This window comes from Serratia sp. EWG9 (assembly GCF_019913725.1).
Lineage (GTDB): Bacteria > Pseudomonadota > Gammaproteobacteria > Enterobacterales > Enterobacteriaceae > Serratia > Serratia ureilytica.
In genome coordinates this window covers 333,016-355,078 of record NZ_JADNRO010000005.1, presented here as the reverse complement: position 1 = coordinate 355,078, position 22,063 = coordinate 333,016, and the positions used below count along the sequence as shown (strand labels likewise).

The 22,063-nt window shown below is 57.6% G+C and carries 16 protein-coding genes; 4 read left to right on the top strand and 12 right to left on the bottom strand.

From position 1 onward, the window contains the following. Nucleotides 1-238: 238 nt before the first annotated feature. The 3 genes from ITX55_RS14375 to ITX55_RS14365 form a co-directional block, all read right to left on the bottom strand. Nucleotides 239-1,465 carry a winged helix-turn-helix domain-containing protein gene (locus ITX55_RS14375; RefSeq protein WP_108680398.1) on the bottom strand — a complete coding sequence of 409 codons (1,227 nt, stop codon included), beginning with the start codon at nt 1,463-1,465 and terminating at the stop codon, nt 239-241. Nucleotides 1,466-1,578: 113 nt separating this feature from the next. Beyond that, complete coding sequence (locus ITX55_RS14370; RefSeq protein ID WP_004928241.1) at nt 1,579-1,800, bottom strand: cold-shock protein; 222 nt, start codon at nt 1,798-1,800, stop codon at nt 1,579-1,581. Nucleotides 1,801-2,023: 223 nt separating this feature from the next. After that, on the bottom strand, nt 2,024-2,233 hold the full coding sequence (locus ITX55_RS14365; RefSeq protein WP_004928244.1) for a cold shock domain-containing protein: 210 nt from the start codon (nt 2,231-2,233) through the stop codon (nt 2,024-2,026). 525 nt (nt 2,234-2,758) lie between these two features. Between ITX55_RS14365 and ITX55_RS14360 the strand changes: the two genes are divergently transcribed. Continuing rightward, entirely contained in the window at nt 2,759-4,165 is a 1,407-nt protein-coding gene (locus ITX55_RS14360; RefSeq protein ID WP_108680397.1) for a VOC family protein, read from the top strand. Nucleotides 4,166-4,167: 2 nt separating this feature from the next. On the opposite strand, the gene lpxK is transcribed toward ITX55_RS14360, so the two are convergent. The 9 genes from lpxK to ansB all read right to left on the bottom strand — a co-directional run bounded on the left by lpxK (nt 4,168) and on the right by ansB (nt 16,460). Then, nucleotides 4,168-5,148 carry a tetraacyldisaccharide 4'-kinase gene (gene lpxK / locus ITX55_RS14355; RefSeq protein ID WP_042784110.1) on the bottom strand — a complete coding sequence of 327 codons (981 nt, stop codon included), beginning with the start codon at nt 5,146-5,148 and terminating at the stop codon, nt 4,168-4,170. Then, a complete protein-coding gene (msbA, locus tag ITX55_RS14350) occupies nt 5,148-6,896 on the bottom strand; it encodes a lipid A ABC transporter ATP-binding protein/permease MsbA (RefSeq protein ID WP_033642563.1) in 1,749 nt (582 codons plus the stop codon). The genes lpxK and msbA overlap by 1 nt, the downstream gene beginning before the upstream one ends. A gap of 35 nt (nt 6,897-6,931) precedes the next feature. Then, nucleotides 6,932-9,157 carry a ComEC family protein gene (locus tag ITX55_RS14345; protein ID WP_370632681.1) on the bottom strand — a complete coding sequence of 742 codons (2,226 nt, stop codon included), beginning with the start codon at nt 9,155-9,157 and terminating at the stop codon, nt 6,932-6,934. 315 nt (nt 9,158-9,472) lie between these two features. After that, entirely contained in the window at nt 9,473-9,757 is a 285-nt protein-coding gene (gene ihfB, locus ITX55_RS14340) for an integration host factor subunit beta (RefSeq protein WP_004928264.1), read from the bottom strand. A 62-nt stretch (nt 9,758-9,819) separates the two neighbouring features. Continuing rightward, nucleotides 9,820-11,493, bottom strand: a complete 1,674-nt coding sequence (gene rpsA / locus ITX55_RS14335; protein WP_004928267.1) for a 30S ribosomal protein S1 — start codon at nt 11,491-11,493, stop codon at nt 9,820-9,822. 184 nt (nt 11,494-11,677) lie between these two features. Continuing rightward, nucleotides 11,678-12,367, bottom strand: a complete 690-nt coding sequence (gene cmk, locus ITX55_RS14330; protein WP_004928270.1) for a (d)CMP kinase — start codon at nt 12,365-12,367, stop codon at nt 11,678-11,680. 258 nt (nt 12,368-12,625) lie between these two features. After that, on the bottom strand, nt 12,626-13,912 hold the full coding sequence (gene aroA, locus ITX55_RS14325) for a 3-phosphoshikimate 1-carboxyvinyltransferase (RefSeq protein WP_033650672.1): 1,287 nt from the start codon (nt 13,910-13,912) through the stop codon (nt 12,626-12,628). Between the two features lie 113 nt (nt 13,913-14,025). Then, entirely contained in the window at nt 14,026-15,111 is a 1,086-nt protein-coding gene (serC, locus tag ITX55_RS14320; RefSeq protein WP_108680395.1) for a 3-phosphoserine/phosphohydroxythreonine transaminase, read from the bottom strand. A gap of 302 nt (nt 15,112-15,413) precedes the next feature. Beyond that, nucleotides 15,414-16,460, bottom strand: coding sequence for an L-asparaginase 2 (gene ansB, locus ITX55_RS14315; protein ID WP_033650671.1), 1,047 nt, complete (start codon nt 16,458-16,460; stop codon nt 15,414-15,416). A gap of 148 nt (nt 16,461-16,608) precedes the next feature. Here ansB and ycaO point away from each other — a divergent pair, with 148 nt between their 5' ends. From ycaO to pflB, 3 genes are all read left to right on the top strand, one after another. Continuing rightward, nucleotides 16,609-18,372 carry a 30S ribosomal protein S12 methylthiotransferase accessory factor YcaO gene (gene ycaO / locus ITX55_RS14310; RefSeq protein WP_072627952.1) on the top strand — a complete coding sequence of 588 codons (1,764 nt, stop codon included), beginning with the start codon at nt 16,609-16,611 and terminating at the stop codon, nt 18,370-18,372. A 460-nt stretch (nt 18,373-18,832) separates the two neighbouring features. After that, on the top strand, nt 18,833-19,693 hold the full coding sequence (gene focA / locus ITX55_RS14305) for a formate transporter FocA (protein ID WP_019454548.1): 861 nt from the start codon (nt 18,833-18,835) through the stop codon (nt 19,691-19,693). 54 nt (nt 19,694-19,747) lie between these two features. Then, the gene (gene pflB / locus ITX55_RS14300; RefSeq protein WP_004928286.1) at nt 19,748-22,030 is read left to right on the top strand and encodes a formate C-acetyltransferase; all 2,283 of its coding nucleotides are present in this window, start codon (nt 19,748-19,750) and stop codon (nt 22,028-22,030) included. The last annotated feature ends 33 nt before the right edge of the window (nt 22,031-22,063 follow it).

Here is a 22,063-nt window from a genome sequence, read left to right as displayed (position 1 = left end):
CCTCAGGTTAATCATCGGCGGCGCCAAGCCGCCGATATTTCCTCATGGCGCCCGCGCAACGGCTTGAACTGCGGCGCCACACGGCGTAGAATTTTGTGATTAAAATCACAAAAAAGACCGTAATACGTGATCAAACGTCTGCATAAAATCATCGCTCTGTTCGCTAACTTCAGCCACTGAGCCCCCTTTGTAACGAGCGGCGCTTAACTTCGTTTTACCCCACCGACGGCGTCGCTCGTTATCCCACTTCCCAGCCGGCTCCCCATTCAGCGGCCAACGCCGCCGGAATGTCGCCCAGCGCAACGCGTTGCGCGCCGTGCCAATGAGCCGTACGCGCGATGGCTTGCCGGATATCCTGCGTTCGCTGTTTGCCGAAGCGCACCTGCGGCTCCGCATGGAAACTGATGATCTCGAAGATGCCCTGGCGCCGGTGCGCCTTGGCATCAATCCGCCCCACCAGGTCGCCCCGATGCAGCACCGGCAACGTGAAGTAACCGTAGCGGCGTTTTTCTTTCGGCGTGTAACACTCCAGCCGATAGTCAAAGTTGAACAGCTCCAGCGCCCGACGACGATCCCACACCACCGGATCAAAAGGCGACAACAGGCTGGTGACCGTCGATTTGAGTTTGCCCTGCTCCGCCAGCGGCAGCAGTTCCGCCAGTGATTCATGCACATAAAACGGCCCTTCCAGCCCCTCGACCCGCACCGGCGTAATCTCGCCCTGCTCCTGCAGCGCTGCCAGCAAGGCTTTTGGCGCCACGCGCTTCAGCCGATAGTAGTCCGCCAACCACTCGGCGCGGAAAATGCCCAGATAGCGGCAGGTGCGGCACAGCATCTGCCGGCGCGCCTGCTCCACGGGCAGCGCATGCCGCGCATCGTCCCAGGCCGGCAGCAGCCTTTCGGTCAGATCGTAAACCCGGTGGAAATTGCGACGTTCGGCCACCATCAGCTTGCCGGCGGTAAACAGGATCTCCAGATGCCGTTTCTCTGGTTTCCAGTCCCACCACCCGCTGTTTCCCTTCTTCTCGGCGCTGAAATCCGCGGAGCGCACCGGCCCCTGTTGTTCGATGTGCCGCAGCAAGCTGTCCATCGCGGCCTGGTGCTGCTGCACCCAGTCGGCGGAGTATTTCCAGCCCATATCATGCGGCGCCAGCATGCGGTGGCGCAGCAGACCAAAATCTTCGATCGGCAGGAAACAGGCCTCGTGCGCCCAATACTCGAACAGCTTGCGGCCGGCGAGCGCCTGCTCAAGCCACTCCGGCTGATAGGCTCCCAAACGGCTGAACAGCACCAGATACGGGCTGCGAGCAACGACGCTAATGGTATCGATTTGTAACAGCCCCATGCGCTGGATCGCACTCACGACGTCATCGGGCCGAGCCTGGCGTTTAAGCGGAGAAAGCAGCCCCTGGGCGGCAAGGTGCAGCGCGCGAGCGGCGGTAAGGGAAATGGTCGGGGTGGTCATCCTGATATCCGTGGCGAGTAGGCAATGGCCTGATAATAGTGGATATCGCGGGATTTATCTTCGCCAGTGCTTGCGGGTGGCGACACCGGCACTGGCGAGGAAGGAAGATGCGATCAGAACGCGATAACGTCTGCCGCGGACAGCCCATGCGAGCTGCGATAGATCGAGAACTCAACGTTCTGACCTTCGTTCAACGACTTATTTTTGGTGTTGGCGATAGCGTTGCGATTGACATAGATTTCGTCGCTGCCATCTACCGGTGAAATAAAACCATAGCCTTCGGCCTGATTAAACCATTTCACACGGCCCATTTTTAACACAGTATTTTTAAACATAACTTATATCCTTTTACTTGAGCATCCTTGACAACGTCATTTTTTATATTGTCTGGACGCTACCAGCCCATCCTAAAGTTTTTCGTAACAAACCTCTCGTGAGCAAAAAATTAAAAAACCCGCACTAAGGCGGGCTTGTTGAACTTAATATCTTCCGCATGACTCAGCGCTGAAGCGTCACCATGGTTGTATTAAGATCTCTTTATACGCGTTCCCTGTCTTCTTACAGAGCAACTACGTTGGCGGCAGCCGGCCCGCGCGGGCTGTCCTGGATGGTGTACTCGACGCGCTGGCCTTCAGCCAGGGTCTTGAAACCGTCGGTCATGATTGCGGAGAAGTGTACGAATACATCTTTGCCGCCATCGTGCTGCTCAATGAAACCAAAACCTTTGCTTTCGTTGAACCACTTAACTTGACCCGTCTTCTTAGACATTACTTTTACCTTTAAATATATTTACAAAATCTGCCATAAGAGGCAATTGCGGCCATTTCAGAAACATTACTTATGGGAGGTAATTAGAAGGTTCGTCTTTGAAGCGGAATCGGATGATAACGTTTTTGGAGGAACTGCTTAACTCTAAACTCGAACATAAATAGGTCTGGATCACAGGCCGACTTGCATTTACTCATAAAAATGCTGAATGCACAAGGGGTTTATTGCATTAAATTCATAAATACGCCGAATTTATTTTTATCCCCCTGAATATGCATGACTTAATTTAACGCTCGCCGCGGCCGATCCATCGCGTTCCCCTCCTCACCGGGGCATCGTTTGTCCGTCCGTGCGCTGCAAATGAGAGCTAACGCATAAAACTCTAATATGCTTGCCACGTCTATAACAAATCCCAAATCAGATGGCTAAACTTGAGGGGAAAACAAGGCAGACGGCTTTTTCGCCAGCACTTTTGCCGCTAAAAACACTATTTTTCAGATTATGCTGAATCAAGGAGCTATGCGCATGACCGCCCAGCAGTTCGTTTCACCTAATGAAATCCGCGCCAGATTCTCTCACGCGATGTCGGACATGTACCAAAAGGAGGTACCGCTGTACGGCGATCTGCTGGAACTGGTGGCGGAAACCAACCGACAGGTTCTGCGCGAAGATGCCGCACTGGCTCATCAACTGCAAATCACCGGCGAGATCGAACGCCTTGCGATGGAGCGCCACGGCGCGATCCGGGTCGGCACGGCGGACGAACTGGCCACCCTGCGCCGTCTGTTCCGGGTGATGGGCATGGCGCCGGTCGGTTACTATGATCTGTCGGTGGCGGGCGTTCCCGTGCACTCGACCGCCTTTCGCGCCGTACACGAAGACGCCCTGCAAATCAGTCCGTTCCGCGTGTTTACCTCCCTGCTGCGCCTGGAGCTGATAGAAGATCCCGCGCTGCGTGAGCTGGCCGAGCGCTTGCTGGCGCGCCGCCGCATCTTTACCGATCGCGCGTTGGAACTGATCGCGCTGCAGGAAGCGCAAGGCGGGCTGAATGAGGTGCAGGCGCAAGAATTTGTCGAACAAGCGCTGGAAACCTTCCGCTGGCACAACCAGGCGACGGTCAGCGCCGAAGAATACCGGCAGTTGCACGATCAGCATCGCCTGATCGCCGACGTGGTGGCGTTTAAAGGGCCGCATATCAATCATCTGACACCGCGCACGCTGGATATCGATCGCGTTCAGCAGGCGATGCCCGCCCGCTGCATTACGCCCAAGGCGGTCATCGAGGGCCCGCCGCGTCGCCGTCGCGCGATCCTGCTGCGCCAGACCAGCTTCAAGGCGTTGGAAGAACGCGTCGATTTCGTCGAGCATGACGGCCGCGTCGTCGCCGGTCATCATACCGCGCGCTTTGGCGAGATCGAACAGCGCGGTGTGGCGCTGACGACTAAAGGAAGAGAACTCTACGACCGTCTGCTGAAGGCCACCAACGATGCGCTGCAGGCGCCGCCGAGCGAGAAAAATGCCGAACGCTATTATCAGCTGCTGGAAGAAAACTTCCGGGCGTTTCCGGATGATTACGCCACGCTGCGCGAGCAACAGCTGGCCTGGTTCCGCTATTTCCCGACCGAATGCGGCCTGGCGGCCAAAGAATCACTGGATAAGCACAGCACCCTAGAGCAACTGATCGAGAAAGAACACGTTCGCTTCCAGCCACTGGTATATGAAGATTTTCTGCCGGTCAGCGCGGCGGGGATTTTTCAATCGAATCTGGGGGACAGCCGCCATGCACAGTACAATGCGGCGTCAAGCCGGGCAGCGTTTGAACAAGCATTGGGCAGTGAGGTGATCGACGAGCTGGCGCTGTATCAGCAAACCCAGCAGCGCTCGCTGGAAGCCTGCGCGCAAGCCTTGGGGCTTGTCACGCTGGCATCCTGAGATTACTTGGACAGCAGGGACTCGATATCCTGCAGCAGTTGCTCAGCCTGAGCGGACGGTAGCACCGCATCAACCGGTAGATACCACCAATTGGGCTGGGCAAAGGCGCGACACTTCACCGCGTCCTTCTCCGTCATCAACAGCGTTTGATCTGCATTAACCAACGCCGCCAGCTGCGCCTGCTGATATTCCTGATGATCGGCAAACGCCACTTCCTGCACGACTTCGACGTTCAACTTTTCCAACGTCGCGAAGAAACGCGGCGGATGGCCGATACCCGCCATCGCCACCACGCGCGGCAGCTCGGCCGCCGGGCGACGTTCACCGCTCAGCAGGTTCACCGCATCACGCGCCTGCAGACGCATGGCAATTTCCCCGGCCTGCGCCACGCCGCCATTGGCGACACGCGCATCGACACTGCCAAGCCGCGCAGCGCGCTCGCGCATCGGCCCGGCCGGCAACCACCAGCCGTTACCGAACCGACGCACACCGTCGATGACCACCAGCTCGAAGTCACGCTGTAAAGCGTAGTGCTGCAAGCCGTCGTCGGTGATGATCACATCCAGCGGCTGTTGTTGCAGCAGAGCCTGCACCGCCTCGGCGCGCTTGGGCGCGATCGCCACGGGCGCCCCGGTACGCTGATAAATCAGCACCGGCTCATCGCCCGCCTCGCGGGTCGACGTATTCTGACCCAGCACCAGAGGATAGACCGCTGACTTGCCGCCGTAGCCTCGCGACACCACCCCAACGCGGTAGCCCCGTTGCTGCAGGTGCTCCACCAGCCAGATCACCATCGGCGTTTTGCCGTTGCCGCCGGCGGTGAGGTTACCCACCACCACGACCGGCACCGGCGAACGCCAACTTTTACGCAGGCCGCAGCGGTAACTGAGACGGATCAGCCAACTGAACAGGCCATACAGCCACGAGAGCGGCAATAGCGCCAGATAAAGCAGCGAACCGCCGGACCAGATGCGCTCAATCATTATTGACCAAACTGCATGCGGTGCAGCTGCGCATAGGCGCCCTGCCGCTCAAGCAACTCGGCGTGCTCACCGCGTTCGACGATGCGGCCGTCTTCCACCACCAGGATCTCGTCCGCCTTTTCAATGGTCGACAGACGGTGCGCGATCACCAGTGAAGTTCGGTCTTTCTGCAGTTCGTCCAGCGCGGCCTGAATGGCCCGCTCGGACTCGGTATCCAGCGCAGAGGTCGCCTCATCCAGGATCAGGATCGGGCAGTCACGCAGCAGCGCGCGCGCGATGGCGATGCGCTGGCGTTGGCCGCCGGACAGCATGACGCCGTTTTCACCGATCACCGTATCCAGGCCGTTTTCCATCTTGTTGATGAAGTCCATCGCGTACGCCATTTCGGCCGCTTTCTCGATCTGCTCGCGGCTGTATTCGCTCTCACGCGCATAGGCGATATTGTTGGCGATGGTGTCGTTGAACAGGTGCACGTTTTGCGAAACCAGGGCCACCTGATTACGCAGTGAGGCCAGGGTGTATTCGCGCAGATCGTGGCCATCCATCAGAATTTCGCCTTCCTGGATATCATAGAAACGCGTCAACAGGTTGGCGATGGTCGATTTTCCCGAACCGGAACGGCCCACCAGCGCTACGGTCTTGCCTTCGGCGATGTTCAGGTTGATATCACGCAGCGCCGGCGTTTCCTTCGACGGGTAGTAGAAGGTGACATTGCGGAATTCGATATCGCCTTTCGCGCGCTTCACTTCGCGGGTGCCGGTATCTTTTTCCTGTTCCATATCCAAAATGGAGAACAGCGTCTGGCACGCCGCCATCCCGCGTTGGAACTGGGCATTGACGTTGGTCAGCGACTTCAGCGGACGCATCAGCGCAATCATCGACGAGAACACCACGGTAATGGTGCCGGCGGTCAGGGTTTCCATCACGCTTGGGAAGCTGGCGGCAAACAGCACGAACGCCAGCGCCAGCGAAGCGATCAGCTGAATGATCGGATCGGAAATCGAAGACGCGGAAACCAGCTTCATGCCTTGCTGACGCATGCGGTTGCTGACCGAATTAAAGCGCTCGGTTTCCACCTGCTGGCCGCCGAAGATCAGCACTTCTTTATGGCCTTTCAGCATCTGTTCGGCGCTGGTAGTCACCTGCCCCATCGTGTTCTGCATGTTCTTGCTGATGTTGCGGAAACGCTTGGACACCAGGCGAATGGCAATGGAGACGATCGGCGCCAGCACGATCAGGATCACCGACAGCTGCCAGCTGTAATAGAACATCATGATGAACAGGCCAATGATCGAAGCCCCTTCGCGCACCACGGTCACCAGCGCGCTGGAAGAGGAGGAAGCCACCTGTTCGGAATCATAGGTAATGCGCGACAACAGGGTCCCGGTGGACTGTTGATCGAAGAAGGCCACCGGCATTCTCATCATGTGGCCAAACAGGCGGCGGCGCATCTGCATCACCACCATGCCGGAAACCCAGGAAATGCAGTAGCTTGAAACAAAGCTGGTTACGCCGCGCATCAACATCAGCGCGATGACGGCCAACGGCATCCACACCAGCACGCTGCTGTCGGTTTTTCCAAACCCATCGTCCAATAGCGGTTTAAGCAGAGACAGCATCAGCGTGTCCCCCGCTGCGTTCATAATCAACGCAATGGCGGCTACAATCAGCCCGGTCTTAAAAGGAGTGATCATCGGCCAGAGTCGACGGAATGTCTGCCAGGTCGAGAGATCTTTATCATTCATCATGCAAATACCAGCATCGGAAGAAATAGCGGCCTATTTTACTCATTATCACCCTCTACGCCAAACCGCTGATGGTACCAACGGGGCATTAATTGTTCGCGAAAGCCCTTAATTTGCCAATCGTTGTCGAAAAAAAGTACCGATAACTGGCCGGAGCGCGTCGTATCGCGCCATATAATGCCATTTGCCCGGTATCTGGCGACCACTTTACGCGCCGGCAAACGCCATTTGTTGTAACGAGATGCTGACGCCAATGCCGCCTGAGGATTGATCGCGCGCAGAAACGGCGGCGTGGAAGAGGTTTTGCTGCCATGATGCCCCACCTGCAACACCGTCGCCGCCAAGCGATCGCGCCGCAATCGGAGCAGCTGCGCCTCCGCCTTTTTTTCCGCGTCGCCGGTCAGCAGCAGGCTGTGTTTCCCGTCGTCGATACGGATCACGCAAGAGTCGTCATTGCCCGGCTTTTTACGCGTTTTCGGCGGCCACAGCACTTCGAATTGCAACCCCTGCCAGCGCCAGCGCTCACCGGCGACGCAGGGCAAGTGCCCCTCCCCGCGTATCGGGCTGCGTATCGTAGCCCCTGGAAACGCCCGTCGCACCGTCGGCAGGCCACCGGTATGATCGAGATGATCATGGCTGATAATGATCTGTTCCAATTCAATCCCCCGCCAGTTCAACATTGGCAAAATATGCCGTTCGGCGGCGCTGCCGCCCGGCCAACGATCGCCGGTATCGTACAGTATTCCCTTGCCGTTTCGCTCAATGACCACCGCTAAACCGTGCCCGACATCGAGCATATCGACTCGCCAGCGGTATCCCGGCTCTTTTTCCCGCCACAGCACACAGCATATCGCTATCGTCGCCAGCCCCGGTGCATAACGCCGCCACCAATGAAAGCGCCAACAGACGACGATGAGCCACCCCGCCGCGCTGGCCAGCAGCGAGGCAGCCCCCAGATCCACCCAACCGCGTTGCAGGTAATGCAGCGGCACAAACACCCAGTACAGCGTGAAGTCCGCCAGCCACCATAGCCCGTAGCTTAACGAGGGAAAGAAGCCAAATATCACCGCCAGCAAAATCAGCGGCACCGTCACCAATGAGACAATAGGTACCGCCCACAGATTGGCGGGTAGCGAGGTCAGCGTCAGGCCCAGAAACAGCGCGGCCTGCATCGGCACCAAGAGCAGCGTCATGCCAAGCTGAATATGCAGCCAGCGCACCGGCGCCCAATACCAGGCCGACCGGAATCGCTCACCGAGCGGCGCCCATTCAAACCAAAAAATCAGGCAACCTACCGCCAGCACCGATAGCCAGAAACTGTCTGACAATACCGCCAGCGGATCGCACAGCAAAATCAGCCCAATACACCATAGCCACACCTGCCAGGAAGAACAATGAACGCCGCGCAGGCGCAGCAACATCCACAATGTCATGGCCAACACGGTACGCACCGCCGGCGGCTGGGCGCCCACCAACCAGACATAGATCAGCGTCGCCACCCAGCCCGCGATCAGGGGAAAACGATAGCCAATCAGATGGGAGGGCAGAAAAAACTGCAGTGCCCGCAGCGCAGCCCAGAACAAAATGGCGACCATCGCCACATGAAGCCCTGAAATGGCCATTAAATGCGCAATGCCGGTTTTCAGCATCAGCGTGCGTAAAGGCTGTTCCAGCGCGGTTCGCTCCCCAAACGCCAGCGCCAACAATACCGCCTTGTAACGCAGCTCACCGATGTTGGTTTCCGCATGGCTGATTATGCGCTGACGCAGGCTACAACCGCCATCCAGCAAACGGGCCTGCCTGACCAGGCCCGTCAACGGCTGGCGCAGTGCGATCGCCCAACGTTGGCTGTCGAAGCCCCCTTCATTGAGCTTACCGTGCACCGGCCGCAAGCGCAGTTTCAATTGCCAACGCTGCCCGGCGCACAACCGCTGCTGTTCCGGGGCCCATAGCGTGGTAAACATCAATGCAGGCGCCAGCCAATGGCCATCGATTCGCTCGATACGCATTAGCGTCTGCTTGCTGGCAGCCGGATTCAACGCGATGCTGCTTACCTGCACCACCGCCGTCACTTCCGGCCCGCGGCTCAAACGCTCCATTTGCCCGATCAGGCTTCCGGCATTGAAAACCGCCCACGCGAACCCCAACCCCAGGCAGGCCAAATAACGGCAGAATGGCCTGCGCAGCAGTAAACAGACAAAAAGCAAAAGCGGCCACAGCAGCCATTGCTCAGGCAACTGCGGTAAAACCAACAGCGGCAGGATGCCGCAGATAACGGCGAATATCGCCAGATCCAGCGAAATTTTGATCGCTTTTCTCCCATCGGCTCCGCCATGAGCAAAAACGCGTCACGGCAAGCAAGCAGGATCATTCAGGCGACACGTCGCCGCCAGCGGGCTTTAACGAAGATGCGCTGAACATGGCAGGATAAGAGAGATCTTTGCAGGAGCCACATCGTCAATGCGGCGCAGTACGCAACTCGCGAGCGTGTCGCGGAGAATTGCAGGCGAAAAAAAACGGCGCCTTACAGGCACCGTTTTATATTCTTTTCAAGCAACAACGCTATGAGCAGTCAGCGACTAGCCATAGATATTGGCGCGGTCACGCAACTCTTTGCCTGGTTTGAAGTGAGGAACGTACTTGCCGTCCAGCTCAACTTTGTCACCGGTTTTCGGGTTGCGACCTACACGCGGGGCACGGTAGTGAAGAGAAAAACTGCCGAATCCGCGGATCTCAATGCGTTCGCCCTCGGCCAGCGTAGCGGCCATGTGCTCAAGCATCTCTTTCACTGCATCCTCAACGGCCTTCGCCGGAATATGAGATTGCTGGCCAGCAAGTCTTTCAATAAGTTCAGACTTGGTCATAGTACCTCCAAGCTTTGCAGCTAAACTACCGTATCGGGGCGGTCAGAGACCGCCCCCCGTCATTACTCGCCTTTAGCCGCTTTGAAAGCTTCAGCCATTGCGTTAGAGAAGTTGCCTTCTTCCTGTTTGTTGTTAACAGTTGCGATGGCGTCTTTCTCGTCAGCTTCGTCCTTAGCACGTACGGACAGGCTTACAACGCGGTTCTTACGGTCAACGCCGGTGAATTTAGCTTCAACTTCGTCACCTACGTTCAGAACCAGAGTTGCATCTTCAATGCGGTCGCGAGAGGCTTCAGATGCACGCAGGTAACCTTCTACACCGCCTGCCAATTCAACTGTAGCACCTTTGGCGTCAACTGCAGTGACTTTACCAGTAACAATAGCACCTTTCTTGTTCATAGACAGGTAGTTATTGAACGGGTCTTCAGCCAGTTGCTTCACGCCCAGGGAGATACGCTCGCGCTCTGCGTCAACTTGCAGAACAACCGCAGCGATTTCGTCGCCTTTCTTGTATTCACGTACTGCTTCTTCGCCTGCAACGTTCCAGGAGATGTCAGACAGGTGAACCAGGCCGTCGATGCCGCCGTCCAGGCCGATGAAGATACCGAAGTCAGTGATAGACTTGATTTTACCTTCAACGCGGTCGCCCTTGTTGTGGGTCTCTGCGAACTGCTGCCATGGGTTGGATTTGCACTGCTTCAGGCCCAGGGAGATACGACGACGTTCTTCATCGATGTCCAGAACCATCACTTCCACTACGTCGCCCACGTTAACAACTTTAGACGGATGGATGTTTTTGTTGGTCCAATCCATTTCAGAAACGTGTACCAGACCTTCAACGCCTTCTTCGATTTCTACGAAGCAGCCGTAATCAGTCAGGTTGGTTACACGGCCAGTCAGCTTGGTGCCTTCTGGGTAACGTTTCGCGATAGCAACCCATGGATCTTCGCCCAGCTGTTTCAGGCCCAGGGATACACGAGTACGCTCGCGGTCGAACTTCAGCACTTTAACAGTGATTTCATCGCCAACGTTGACGATTTCGCTTGGATGCTTAACGCGTTTCCAAGCCATGTCAGTGATGTGCAGCAGGCCGTCTACGCCGCCCAGATCAACGAATGCACCGTAGTCAGTGAGGTTCTTAACGATACCTTTAACTTCCATGCCTTCCTGCAGGTTTTCCAGCAGTTGATCGCGCTCAGCGCTGTTCTCGGATTCGATAACCGCACGGCGAGAAACGACAACGTTGTTGCGCTTCTGATCCAGCTTGATGACTTTGAACTCAAGCTCTTTGCCTTCCAGGTGCAGAGTGTCACGTACCGGACGCACGTCAACCAGGGAACCTGGCAGGAACGCGCGGATGCCGTTCAGCTCGACGGTGAAGCCACCCTTCACTTTGCCGTTGATAACACCGGTTACAGTCTCAGCTTCTTCGTAGGCTTTTTCCAGCGTGATCCAAGCTTCGTGACGCTTAGCTTTCTCACGGGACAGCAGGGTTTCACCGAAGCCGTCTTCAACAGCATCCAGAGCAACGTCAACTTCGTCACCAACCTGGATTTCCAGCTCGCCCTGGGCGTTTTTGAATTGCTCAGCCGGGATGGCAGACTCAGATTTCAGACCGGCGTCAACCAGTACGATATCTTTGTCGATAGCAACAACGACGCCACGAACGATGGAACCCGGGCGGGTTTCGATTTCTTTTAAGGATTCTTCAAAGAGTTGAGCGAAAGATTCAGTCATGTTGTTAATCTTCAGGGTTCTTTAGTTTAACGTCCATTTAGCGTCCCGCCGAATGGGGTTGTTTCACATACCCCGCCATTGGCTCCATGCCGACAGGGTTTAAGGTTACAGGGGTAAAATTTTACCCGATATATTGCGATACCGCTATGACAAATATGACAAAAAGCCAATAGCGCCGCCGCGCTTATTGCTGCGGCAACGCCAACACTTTCTGTGCATACGTCAACGCCTGCCGGATCACTTCTTCGATCGACATGCTGGTAGAATCCAGCACGAGGGCGTCAGAAGCGGGCACCAGAGGCGCGATAGGCCGATTACGGTCACGGTCGTCCCGTTCCTTTATCTCGGCTAAAAGACGTTCAAAGTTAACATTAAAGCCCTTCTCCTGCAACTGCAGCATGCGGCGGTGCGCGCGCTCCTCCGAGCTGGCGTCGAGGAAAATCTTGACCGGCGCGTCCGGGAACACCACCGTGCCCATGTCGCGGCCATCGGCAATCAGGCCGGGCGCCTCGCGAAACGCGCGCTGGCGGCGCAGCAGCGCCTCGCGCACACGCGGAAACGCCGCCGCTTGCGACGCGGTGTTGCCGACGGTTTCGGTGCGGATCTCATTGCTGACGTCCTCACCTTCCAAAATCACTTGCAGCTTGCCGTCCTGGGCAACGAAGCGAACATCGAGATGTGCGGCCAGCGGAACCAGCGCTTCCTCAGAAGTGATATCCACCTGATGATGCAACGCCGCCAGCGCCAGCACGCGATAGATCGCGCCGGAATCCAGCAAACGCCAACCAAGGGACTCGGCCAACGCTTTACACAGCGTGCCTTTGCCTGCGCCACTTGGTCCATCAACGGTTATCACCGGGGCTGTAGCCGTCATTTCTCTCTCCTTCAGGTAGAAAACCTCACAGAGACACGGCGCGCTTCGACTCGAAGCCCGGGCGCTCTGTCACCTGCCCAATCAGGGGCAAATACGGTGGCGTATTATACGCTGCCCTACGGCGATCTGTTACCCTGGAACTGTCCGGTTGTTGAAAATAAGCGCACAACCGCGAAAAAGTATAGAAGAAACGCCGGTCGCCGGGGGTTAAAAACGATAAAGGCCCGCAAAGGGGCCTTAAAAGAAATGATCTGACCGTTACGCCGGCCGGCTGATGCGCGCCAGCTGTTCGAAATAGTCCGGGAAGGTTTTCGCGGTGCACTTCGGATCGAGGATCGTCACCGGGGTATCCGACAACGCCACCAGCGAGAAGCACATCGCCATGCGGTGATCGTTGTAGGTGCCGATCTCGGCGAACTGCAGTTTGGCCGGCGGCACGACGTGAATGTAGTCTTCGCCCTCGTCAACTTCCGCCCCCACTTTACGCAGCTCGGTGGCCATCGCCGCCAGACGGTCAGTCTCCTTCACCCGCCAGTTGTAGATATTGCGGATGGTGGTCGGCCCCTCGGCGAACAGCGCCGCGGTGGCGATGGTCATCGCCGCATCCGGAATGTGGTTCATGTCCATATCGATGCCGCGCAGTTCACCGCGGCTGCACTCGATGAAATCGTCGCCCCAGGTGATGCGCGCCCCCATCTTCTCCAGCACATCGGCGAATTTGGTGTCGCCCTGCACGCTTTTGCGGCCGATGCCGGTCACGCGCACGGTGCCGCCCTTGATCGCCGCCGCCGCCAGGAAGTAGGACGCGGAAGAAGCGTCACCTTCAACCAGATAGTCGCCCGGCGCGATATACGTCTGGCGCCCCTGGATATGGAACACCCGATAATTGTCGTGGCTCACCGATACGCCGAAGGTACGCATCAGGTGCAGCGTGATGTCGATGTAGGGCTTGGAAACCAGCTCGCCCTTGATGTGGATCTGCGTATCCTGCGGCGCCAGCGGCGCAGTCATCAGCAACGCGGTCAGGAACTGGCTGGAGACGCTGCCGTCAACGGTAACGTCGCCGCCCTGGAAGCCGCCGCGCAGGCGAATCGGCGGGTAATCGGTCTGCTCGAGGTAATCAATCTGCGCCCCGCCCTGGCGCAACGCGTCCACCAAATGGCCGATCGGGCGTTCTTTCATGCGCGGTTCCCCGGTCAGCACCACGTCGCCTTCGCCGAGGCACAGCGCCGCCGCCAGTGGGCGCATCGCGGTGCCGGCGTTGCCGAGGAACAGTTCCAGCGGCTGGTCGGCCACCAGCGGCCCGGCCACGCCGGTCACTTCACACACGGTGCGGTCGGCGGAAAGCCGGTAGTTCACGCCCAACGCCTGCAGCGCATTCAGCATATGACGCACGTCGTCGCTGTCCAGCAGGTTGGTCAGCCGGGTCGTTCCCTCCGCCAGCGCCGCCAGCAGCAGAGCACGGTTGGAAACGCTCTTGGAGCCGGGTAAGTTGACGGTGCCATTGACCAGGGCGACCGGTTGTAACGTCAGGGAATCCACCATGTGAACAAAACTCTCCAATTCTGATAAACGAAACGGCTCCGGAATAATGCCGGAGCCGCTTTAATGCAAAAGGACAACAGCCTGGTCAGCCCGCGCCCGGCGAGCTGACGGGATCAACCGTGACGACGTTCGAAATCGATCATAAAGTCGGTCAGCGCCTGCACGCCGGCCAGCGGCATGGCATTGTAAATAGAAGCGCGCATGCCGCCAACTACCCGGTGGCCTTTCAGCGCCTGCAGGCCGATAGCCTCGGCTTCGCTGAGGAACACCTTGTCCAGCGCCGCATCGGCCAGCTGGAACGGCACGTTCATCCACGAGCGGTTGGCGATGGCAACCTGGCTGCGGTAGAAGTCGGATTTATCGATGGTCGCGTACAGCAGCTCGGCCTTGGCCTGATTGCGTTTTTGCATCTCCACCAGGCCGCCCTGCTCTTTCAGCCATTTGAACACCAGCCCGGACAAGTACCAGGCGAAGGTTGGCGGGGTGTTGAACATCGAGTCGTTCTCGGCCAACACGGTGTAATCGAGGATAGACGGCACTTCTTTGCGCGCCTTGCCCAACAGATCGTCGCGCACGATCACCAGCGTCAGGCCGGCCGGGCCGATATTTTTCTGCGCGCCGGCGTAAATCACGCCGAAGCGGCTGACGTCGAGCGGGCGGGACAGAATGGTCGAGGAGTAATCGCCGATCACCACTTTGTCGCCGAAGTCCGGCGTTTCATCGATGGCTACGCCGTCGATGGTTTCATTTGGGCAATAATGCACGTAAGCCGCGTCGTTGCTCAGCTGCCACTCTTTCATCGGCTTGATGCCGCTCAGGCCGTCGATGCGGGTTTTCACGTCGATGACGTTCGGGGTGCAATACTTTTCCGCTTCCTTGATGGCGCTGTGCGCCCAATAGCCGCCGTCGATGTAGTCGGCGGTGGCCTTGTCGCCCAGCAGGTTCAGCGGCAGCGCGGCGAATTGCGCGCGGGCGCCGCCGTGGCAAAACAGCACTTTATAGTTGGAGGGGACTTTCAGCAGATCGCGCAGATCCTGTTCCGCCTGCTCGGCAACGGCGATGAATTCTTTGCTGCGGTGACTGATCTCCATCACTGACGTTCCCAGGCCGTGCCAGTTGCACAGTTCCTGTTCCGCACGACGCAACACTTCCACCGGCAGCATCGCCGGGCCAGAGCTAAAATTATAAACCTGAGTCATTTCCCCTCACCACATTCACTGTTCGCCGCAGAAAAGCGACCTGTCGAAAAGACGCCCGAAGTTAACGCTCGCGTTAACCAACCCTTCGGTTTTATCACTCACGCCCCATGGCTGCAACGCTTATTCGCCCGCCGGCGGCAAACAGGCGCACCGGGTGATGACAGGCTCTGCGGCCGGCGCGTTTTTTTGGACGATAAAACCCTGCGACATGGGGAAATTCAGCGGGTTAACGCGGTGTTTTATGCTGTATTCAGCCGAGATGGCTGCGGGAGCCCGGACGGCCCCCGCAGGAGAGAAAACGATCAGTACTGATTGAACATTTGCTGGATCTGCTTCGCGTCTTTGGTTTGCGTCAGCGCCAGCTGCAGCAGAATGCGCGCCTTTTGCGGATTCAGCGTGCCGGCGGCCACGAAGCCGTATTTGGCGTCGTCCACTTCCGCATCCTCGGTGGTCGCGCCGGTCGGCACGCGCGAAGAACGCACCACCGCCACGCCGTTGTGCGCCGCCGTCGCCAGGGTGTCGAACACGGTTTTATACAGGTTGCCGTTGCCGACCCCGGCGCTGACGATGCCCTGGTACCCTTCGGCGATTAGCGCCTTGGCCGGCGCATCGGAGGCGTTGGCGTAGTTGTAAATGATGCCGACCTTTGGCAGTTCGTTCAGCTTGCTGACGTCGAACGGCGTCTCCCGGGTGTGCTTGCGCTGCGGCGAACGCTGATAATCGATCTTGCCGTTGTGGATGTATCCCAGCGGGCCGAAGTTCGGCGACTGGAAGGTTTGCACGGCGGTGGTGCTGGTTTTAGTGACATCTCGTGCGTCCAGCACGCTGTCGTTCATCGCCACCAGCACCCCGCGGTTGGCCGATTGCGGATCCGCCGCCGTCACCACCGCGTTATACAGATTGAACGGGCCGTCGGCGCTCATCGCCGTCGCCGGCCGCATCGCCCCGACCAGCACTACCGGCTTGTCGCACTTCACCGTCAGATCGAGGAAATAGGCCGTCTCTTCCAGCGTATCGGTGCCGTGGGTGATGACGAAGCCGTCGGTTTTGCCGCAGTCGGCGTCAATTTTCTTCGCCAACGTCAGCCAGACCTGATCGTTCATGTCCTGCGAGCCGATGTTAACCACCTGCTCCCCCTGCACGTTGGCGATGTTCTTCAGCGCCGGCACCGCATCGACCAGCGCCTCGACGCCCAGTTTGCCCGCGGTATAGTTGGATTTCGTCGCCGAATCGCCGCCGCCGGCGATGGTGCCGCCGGTCGCCAGCAGGGTGATGTTGGGCAGCGCCAGCGCCGAGGCGCTGACGCCGGTCAACAAAAGGGTTAACACGCTGAGTTTCACTGATTTCATTAGATTTCTCCGTGACAGATAACTCGCTGAATTATGGCCTTTATCCTTAAAAAAACTGTGACTTTGCCGCCGCTTTAGGAATACGTGGAGCTCCAGCGTAAAACCCCGTATCATTGCGCGTTTTTAGTACGCGCAAAAAGTGAAGACAATGACGCAAACTTTTATCCCCGGTAAAGACGCCGCCCTGGAAGATTCCATCGCCCGTTTCCAGCAGAAACTGAGCGATCTCGGTTTCAACATCGAAGAAGCCTCCTGGCTGAACCCGGTGCCGCACGTATGGTCGGTGCACATTCGCGATCGCGATTGCCCGCTGTGCTTCACCAACGGCAAAGGCGCCAGCAAAAAAGCCGCGTTGGCCTCTGCGCTGGGTGAATATTTCGAGCGCCTGTCCACCAACTACTTCTTCGCCGATTTCTATCTGGGCAAGCAGATCGCCGAAGGCGACTTCGTGCACTACCCGAATGAGAAATGGTTCCCGATCCCGGCGGACGATGCGCTGCCGGCCGGCATCCTCGACGAGCGTCTGCACGCCTTCTACGATCCGCAACAAGAGCTGAGCGCCAGCGATCTTGTCGATCTGCAGTCCGGCAATGCCGATCGCGGCATCTGCGCGCTGCCGTTCACCCGTCAGTCCGATCAGCAAACGGTGTACATTCCGATGAACATCATCGGCAACCTGTATGTTTCCAACGGCATGTCCGCCGGCAACACCGCCAACGAAGCGCGCGTGCAGGGCCTGTCGGAAGTGTTCGAGCGCTATGTGAAAAACCGCATTATCGCCGAATCCATCAGCCTGCCGGCGATCCCGGACGAGGTGCTGAATCGCTACCCGGGCGTGGTGGAAGCCATCGCCAAGCTGGAAGAGGAAGGTTTCCCAATCCTCTCCTACGACGCCTCGCTGGGCGGCAACTACCCGGTGATCTGCGTGGTGCTGTTCAACCCGACCAACGGCACCTGCTTCGCCTCGTTCGGCGCGCACCCGGACTTCGGCGTGGCGCTGGAGCGCACGGTGACCGAACTGCTGCAGGGCCGCAGCCTGAAAGATCTCGACGTGTTCACCGCGCCGACCTTCGATGACGAAGAAGTGGCGGAACACACCAACCTGGAAACGCACTTCATCGACTCCAGCGGTCTGATCTCTTGGGATCTGTTCAAGCAGGACGCGGACTATCCGTTCGTTGACTGGAACTTCAGCGGCAGCACGCAGGAAGAGTTCACCACCCTGATGAGCATCTTCGACAAAGAAGACGCGGAAGTGTACATCGCCGACTACGAACACCTGGGCGTCTACGCTTGCCGCATCATCGTGCCGGGCATGTCCGATATCTACCCGGCGGAAGACCTGCTGCTGGCCAACAACAGCATGGGCGCGCACCTGCGCGATACGCTGCTGGCGTTGCCGGGCAGCGAGTGGGAGCCGGAAGAATACCTGGCGCTGATCGAGCAGTTGGACGACGAAGGGCTGGACGATTTCACCCGCGTACGCGAACTGCTGGGCATTGCCAGCGGCAAAGACAACGCCTGGTATACCCTGCGCGTGGGCGAGCTGAAGTCGATGCTGGCGCTGGCGGGCGGCGATCTGGATCAGGCGCTGATTTGGACCGAATGGACGCAGGACTTCAACGCCTCGGTGCTGAGCCCGGCGCGCAGCAACTACTACCGTTGCCTGCAAACGCTGTTGCTGCTGGCGCAGGAGCCTGAGCGCGAAGCGGCGCAATACTATACCGCGTTCGTGAAAATGTACGGCCAGGAAGCTGTGGACGCGGCCTCGGCCGCCATCAGCGGTGAAGAGCGCTTCAACGGGCTGTTCGCCGTCGATGCCGATCTGAAGGCGTTGCCGGCCCATCAGGCGCTGCTGGCGGCCTACGAGAAGCTGCAGGCGGCCAAGCGCCGTCACTGGGCCAAGGCCTAATCGCCATTGGGGGTACCGCCACTTTTGGGGTACCCTCCCCGGTCAAACGCCGCACTCCGCTGCGGCGTTTTCATTTTGCGGTTTATTTCAACGCATCCTGTTTTATTTTCCCGCAGGAAAATAGGCGGTTAAACGAGCATAAGAATAAATAAACCGGCGATTGTTGCCGGACGGTGAAATAATAATTAACCGATAATTAAACTTTCAGCGACGAACGGCGACAAAACGCCTAAAAATTTAACTTTGACACCCTCGGCACATCGGGTGGATTCAAAAAAAATTGCAAACATTAAAAAATTGTTTTTTGTTTAAATTCAATAAATTAACCATAAAAACCACACAGAAAACATGCCATTTTGGCGCTCTACTTCCCCGCCTTATGATCCAAATCAAATTTTCCCCTATACTGCTTTGCTAGTATCTCATTGCGTTGTTTTAACCCTTAAGAGCGAGAGTTAGTTTGAAAACTGACAGCCCATTCGATCTGATTTTACCTGCGGCAACGGCGAAAATCGCTGAAGATGCCGGCGTGTATAAAGCCACCAAACATCCGCTGAAAACGTTTTATTTGGCGATCACCGCCGGTGTCTTCATTTCCATCGCCTTCGTTTTCTACATCACGGCGACCACCGGCACCGCCGGCGTGCCTTTCGGGCTGGCTAAACTGGTCGGCGGCATCTGTTTCTCTCTCGGGTTAATGCTGGTGGTGGTGTCGGGCGCCGACCTGTTCACCTCTACCGTGCTTATCGTCATCGCCAAGGCCAGCGGCCGCATCAGCTGGGGCCAACTGGGCGCCAACTGGCTGAACGTTTATCTCGGCAACCTGGTCGGCGCGCTGTTCTTCGTGGCGCTGATCTGGTTCTCCGGCGAGTATATGGTCGCCAACGGCCAGTGGGGCCTGAATGTTCTGCAAACCGCAGACCACAAGCTGCATCACACCTTTATCGAAGCCGTCTGCCTCGGCATTCTGGCTAACCTGATGGTCTGCCTGGCGGTCTGGATGAGCTACTCTGGCCGTACCCTGACCGACAAGATGCTCGCCATGGTGCTGCCGGTCGGTATGTTTGTCGCCAGCGGCTTCGAACACAGCATCGCCAACATGTTTATGATCCCTATGGGCATCGTGGTCAAACACTTCGCCACGCCGGAATTCTGGCAAGCCGTAGGGGCGGTACCTGAGCAATTCGCTCATCTGACAGTAAGCAATTTCATCATCGACAACCTGATTCCGGTCACCATTGGTAACATCATCGGCGGCGGTCTGCTGGTTGGGTTGACTTACTGGGTAATTTATCTGCGCGGGGGCCGCGAACAGCACTAAGCTGTGAGTTACCGCGCGCAGAGTTAGAAATCCACAATCAAAGGTAGGTGTACAATGACCGAACTTAACGAGAAATTAGCCAACGCTTGGGAAGGTTTCAGCAAGGGTGACTGGCAGAATGAAGTCAACGTTCGTGACTTCATCCAGAAAAACTACACGCCTTATGAAGGTGACGAATCCTTCCTGGCTGGCGCAACTCAAGCCACCACCACCTTGTGGGACAAGGTTATGGAAGGGATCAAACTGGAAAACCGCACTCATGCGCCGGTTGATTTCGACACCAACGTTGCTTCAACCATCGTTTCTCACGACGCGGGTTACATCGCCAAAGAGCTGGAAACCATCGTGGGTCTGCAGACCGACGCCCCTCTGAAACGCGCGCTGATCCCGTTCGGCGGCATCAAAATGGTCGAAGGTTCGTGCAAAGTGTACGGCCGCGAACTGGATCCGCAGCTGAAAAAAGTGTTCACCGAATACCGTAAAACCCACAACCAGGGCGTATTCGACGTTTACACCAAAGACATCCTGAACTGCCGTAAATCCGGCGTGCTGACCGGTCTGCCAGACGCTTACGGCCGTGGCCGCATCATCGGCGACTACCGCCGCGTGGCGCTGTACGGCATCGACTTCCTGATGGCCGACAAGCTGAACCAGTTCAAATCGCTGCAGGAAAAACTGGAAAACGGCGAAGACCTGGAAATGACCATCCAGCTGCGCGAAGAGATCGCTGAACAGCATCGCGCTCTGGCTCAGATCAAAGAGATGGCCGCCAAATACGGTTACGACATCTCCGGCCCGGCCACCAGCGCCCAAGAAGCGGTGCAGTGGACCTACTTCGGCTACCTGGCCGCGGTGAAATCCCAGAACGGCGCCGCCATGTCCTTCGGCCGCGTGTCCACCTTCCTCGACGTGTTCATCGAACGCGACATCAAGGCGGGCAAACTGACCGAAGAGCAAGCGCAGGAACTGATCGACCACCTGGTGATGAAACTGCGTATGGTGCGCTTCCTGCGTACCCCTGAGTACGATGAACTGTTCTCCGGCGACCCAATCTGGGCGACCGAATCCCTGGCCGGTATGGGCGTCGACGGCCGTACCCTGGTCACCAAAAACAGCTTCCGCTTCCTGAACACCCTGTACACCATGGGGCCGTCTCCGGAGCCGAACATGACCATCCTGTGGTCTGAGAAGCTGCCGCTGAACTTCAAGAAATTCGCGGCGAAAGTGTCCATCGACACCTCTTCCGTACAGTACGAAAACGACGACCTGATGCGTCCTGACTTCAACAACGATGACTACGCCATCGCCTGTTGCGTCAGCCCGATGATCGTCGGTAAGCAAATGCAGTTCTTCGGCGCCCGCGCCAACCTGGCGAAAACCATGCTGTACGCCATCAACGGCGGCGTTGACGAGAAACTGAAAATGCAGGTCGGCCCGAAAGAAGCGCCGATGATGGACGAAGTGCTGGACTATGACAAAGTCATGGCCCGCATGGACCACTTTATGGATTGGCTGGCCAAGCAGTACGTGACCGCGCTGAACATCATTCACTACATGCACGACAAGTACAGCTACGAAGCTGCGCTGATGGCGCTGCATGACCGTGACGTTTATCGCACCATGGCTTGCGGCATCGCCGGTCTGTCCGTTGCGGCCGACTCCCTGTCCGCCATCAAGTACGCGAAAGTCACCACCATTCGCGACGAAGACGGCCTGGCTATCGACTTCAAAGTGGAAGGCGAGTATCCGCAGTTCGGTAACAACGACGCCCGCGTCGATGACATCGCCTGCGACCTGGTGGAACGTTTCATGAAGAAAATTCAGAAACTGCGCACCTACCGCAACGCGGTACCGACTCAGTCCGTACTGACCATCACCTCCAACGTGGTGTACGGTAAGAAAACCGGTAACACCCCGGATGGCCGCCGCGCAGGCGCACCATTCGGCCCAGGTGCCAACCCGATGCACGGCCGTGACCAGAAAGGTGCAGTCGCCTCCCTGACCTCGGTAGCCAAACTGCCGTTTGCCTACGCGAAAGACGGGATCTCCTACACCTTCTCCATCGTGCCTAACGCGCTGGGTAAAGACGACGACGTGCGTAAAGCCAACCTGGCAGGCCTGATGGATGGTTACTTCCACCATGAAGCCTCCATCGAAGGCGGCCAGCATCTGAACGTCAACGTAATGAACCGCGAAATGCTGCTGGACGCGATGGAAAATCCTGAGAAATACCCTCAGCTGACCATCCGCGTCTCCGGTTACGCCGTGCGCTTCAACTCGCTGACCAAAGAGCAACAGCAGGACGTCATTACTCGTACCTTCACTCAAACGATGTAATAACGCCGACCGGGCGGGAAACCGCCCGGTGCC

Coding starts and splice junctions, on each gene's coding strand:
- ihfB (WP_004928264.1), bottom strand. CDS start 9,757: ATGACCAAGTCTGAACTTATTGAAAGACTTGCTGGCCAGCAATCTCAT.
- cmk (WP_004928270.1), bottom strand. CDS start 12,367: ATGACGGCTACAGCCCCGGTGATAACCGTTGATGGACCAAGTGGCGCA.
- ITX55_RS14365 (WP_004928244.1), bottom strand. CDS start 2,233: ATGTCTAAGAAGACGGGTCAAGTTAAGTGGTTCAACGAAAGCAAAGGT.
- rpsA (WP_004928267.1), bottom strand. CDS start 11,493: ATGACTGAATCTTTCGCTCAACTCTTTGAAGAATCCTTAAAAGAAATC.
- serC (WP_108680395.1), bottom strand. CDS start 15,111: ATGACTCAGGTTTATAATTTTAGCTCTGGCCCGGCGATGCTGCCGGTG.
- msbA (WP_033642563.1), bottom strand. CDS start 6,896: ATGATGAATGATAAAGATCTCTCGACCTGGCAGACATTCCGTCGACTC.
- lpxK (WP_042784110.1), bottom strand. CDS start 5,148: ATGATTGAGCGCATCTGGTCCGGCGGTTCGCTGCTTTATCTGGCGCTA.
- ITX55_RS14360 (WP_108680397.1), top strand. CDS start 2,759: ATGACCGCCCAGCAGTTCGTTTCACCTAATGAAATCCGCGCCAGATTC.
- ITX55_RS14375 (WP_108680398.1), bottom strand. CDS start 1,465: ATGACCACCCCGACCATTTCCCTTACCGCCGCTCGCGCGCTGCACCTT.
- ansB (WP_033650671.1), bottom strand. CDS start 16,460: ATGAAATCAGTGAAACTCAGCGTGTTAACCCTTTTGTTGACCGGCGTC.
- ITX55_RS14370 (WP_004928241.1), bottom strand. CDS start 1,800: ATGTTTAAAAATACTGTGTTAAAAATGGGCCGTGTGAAATGGTTTAAT.
- aroA (WP_033650672.1), bottom strand. CDS start 13,912: ATGGTGGATTCCCTGACGTTACAACCGGTCGCCCTGGTCAATGGCACC.
- ycaO (WP_072627952.1), top strand. CDS start 16,609: ATGACGCAAACTTTTATCCCCGGTAAAGACGCCGCCCTGGAAGATTCC.
- pflB (WP_004928286.1), top strand. CDS start 19,748: ATGACCGAACTTAACGAGAAATTAGCCAACGCTTGGGAAGGTTTCAGC.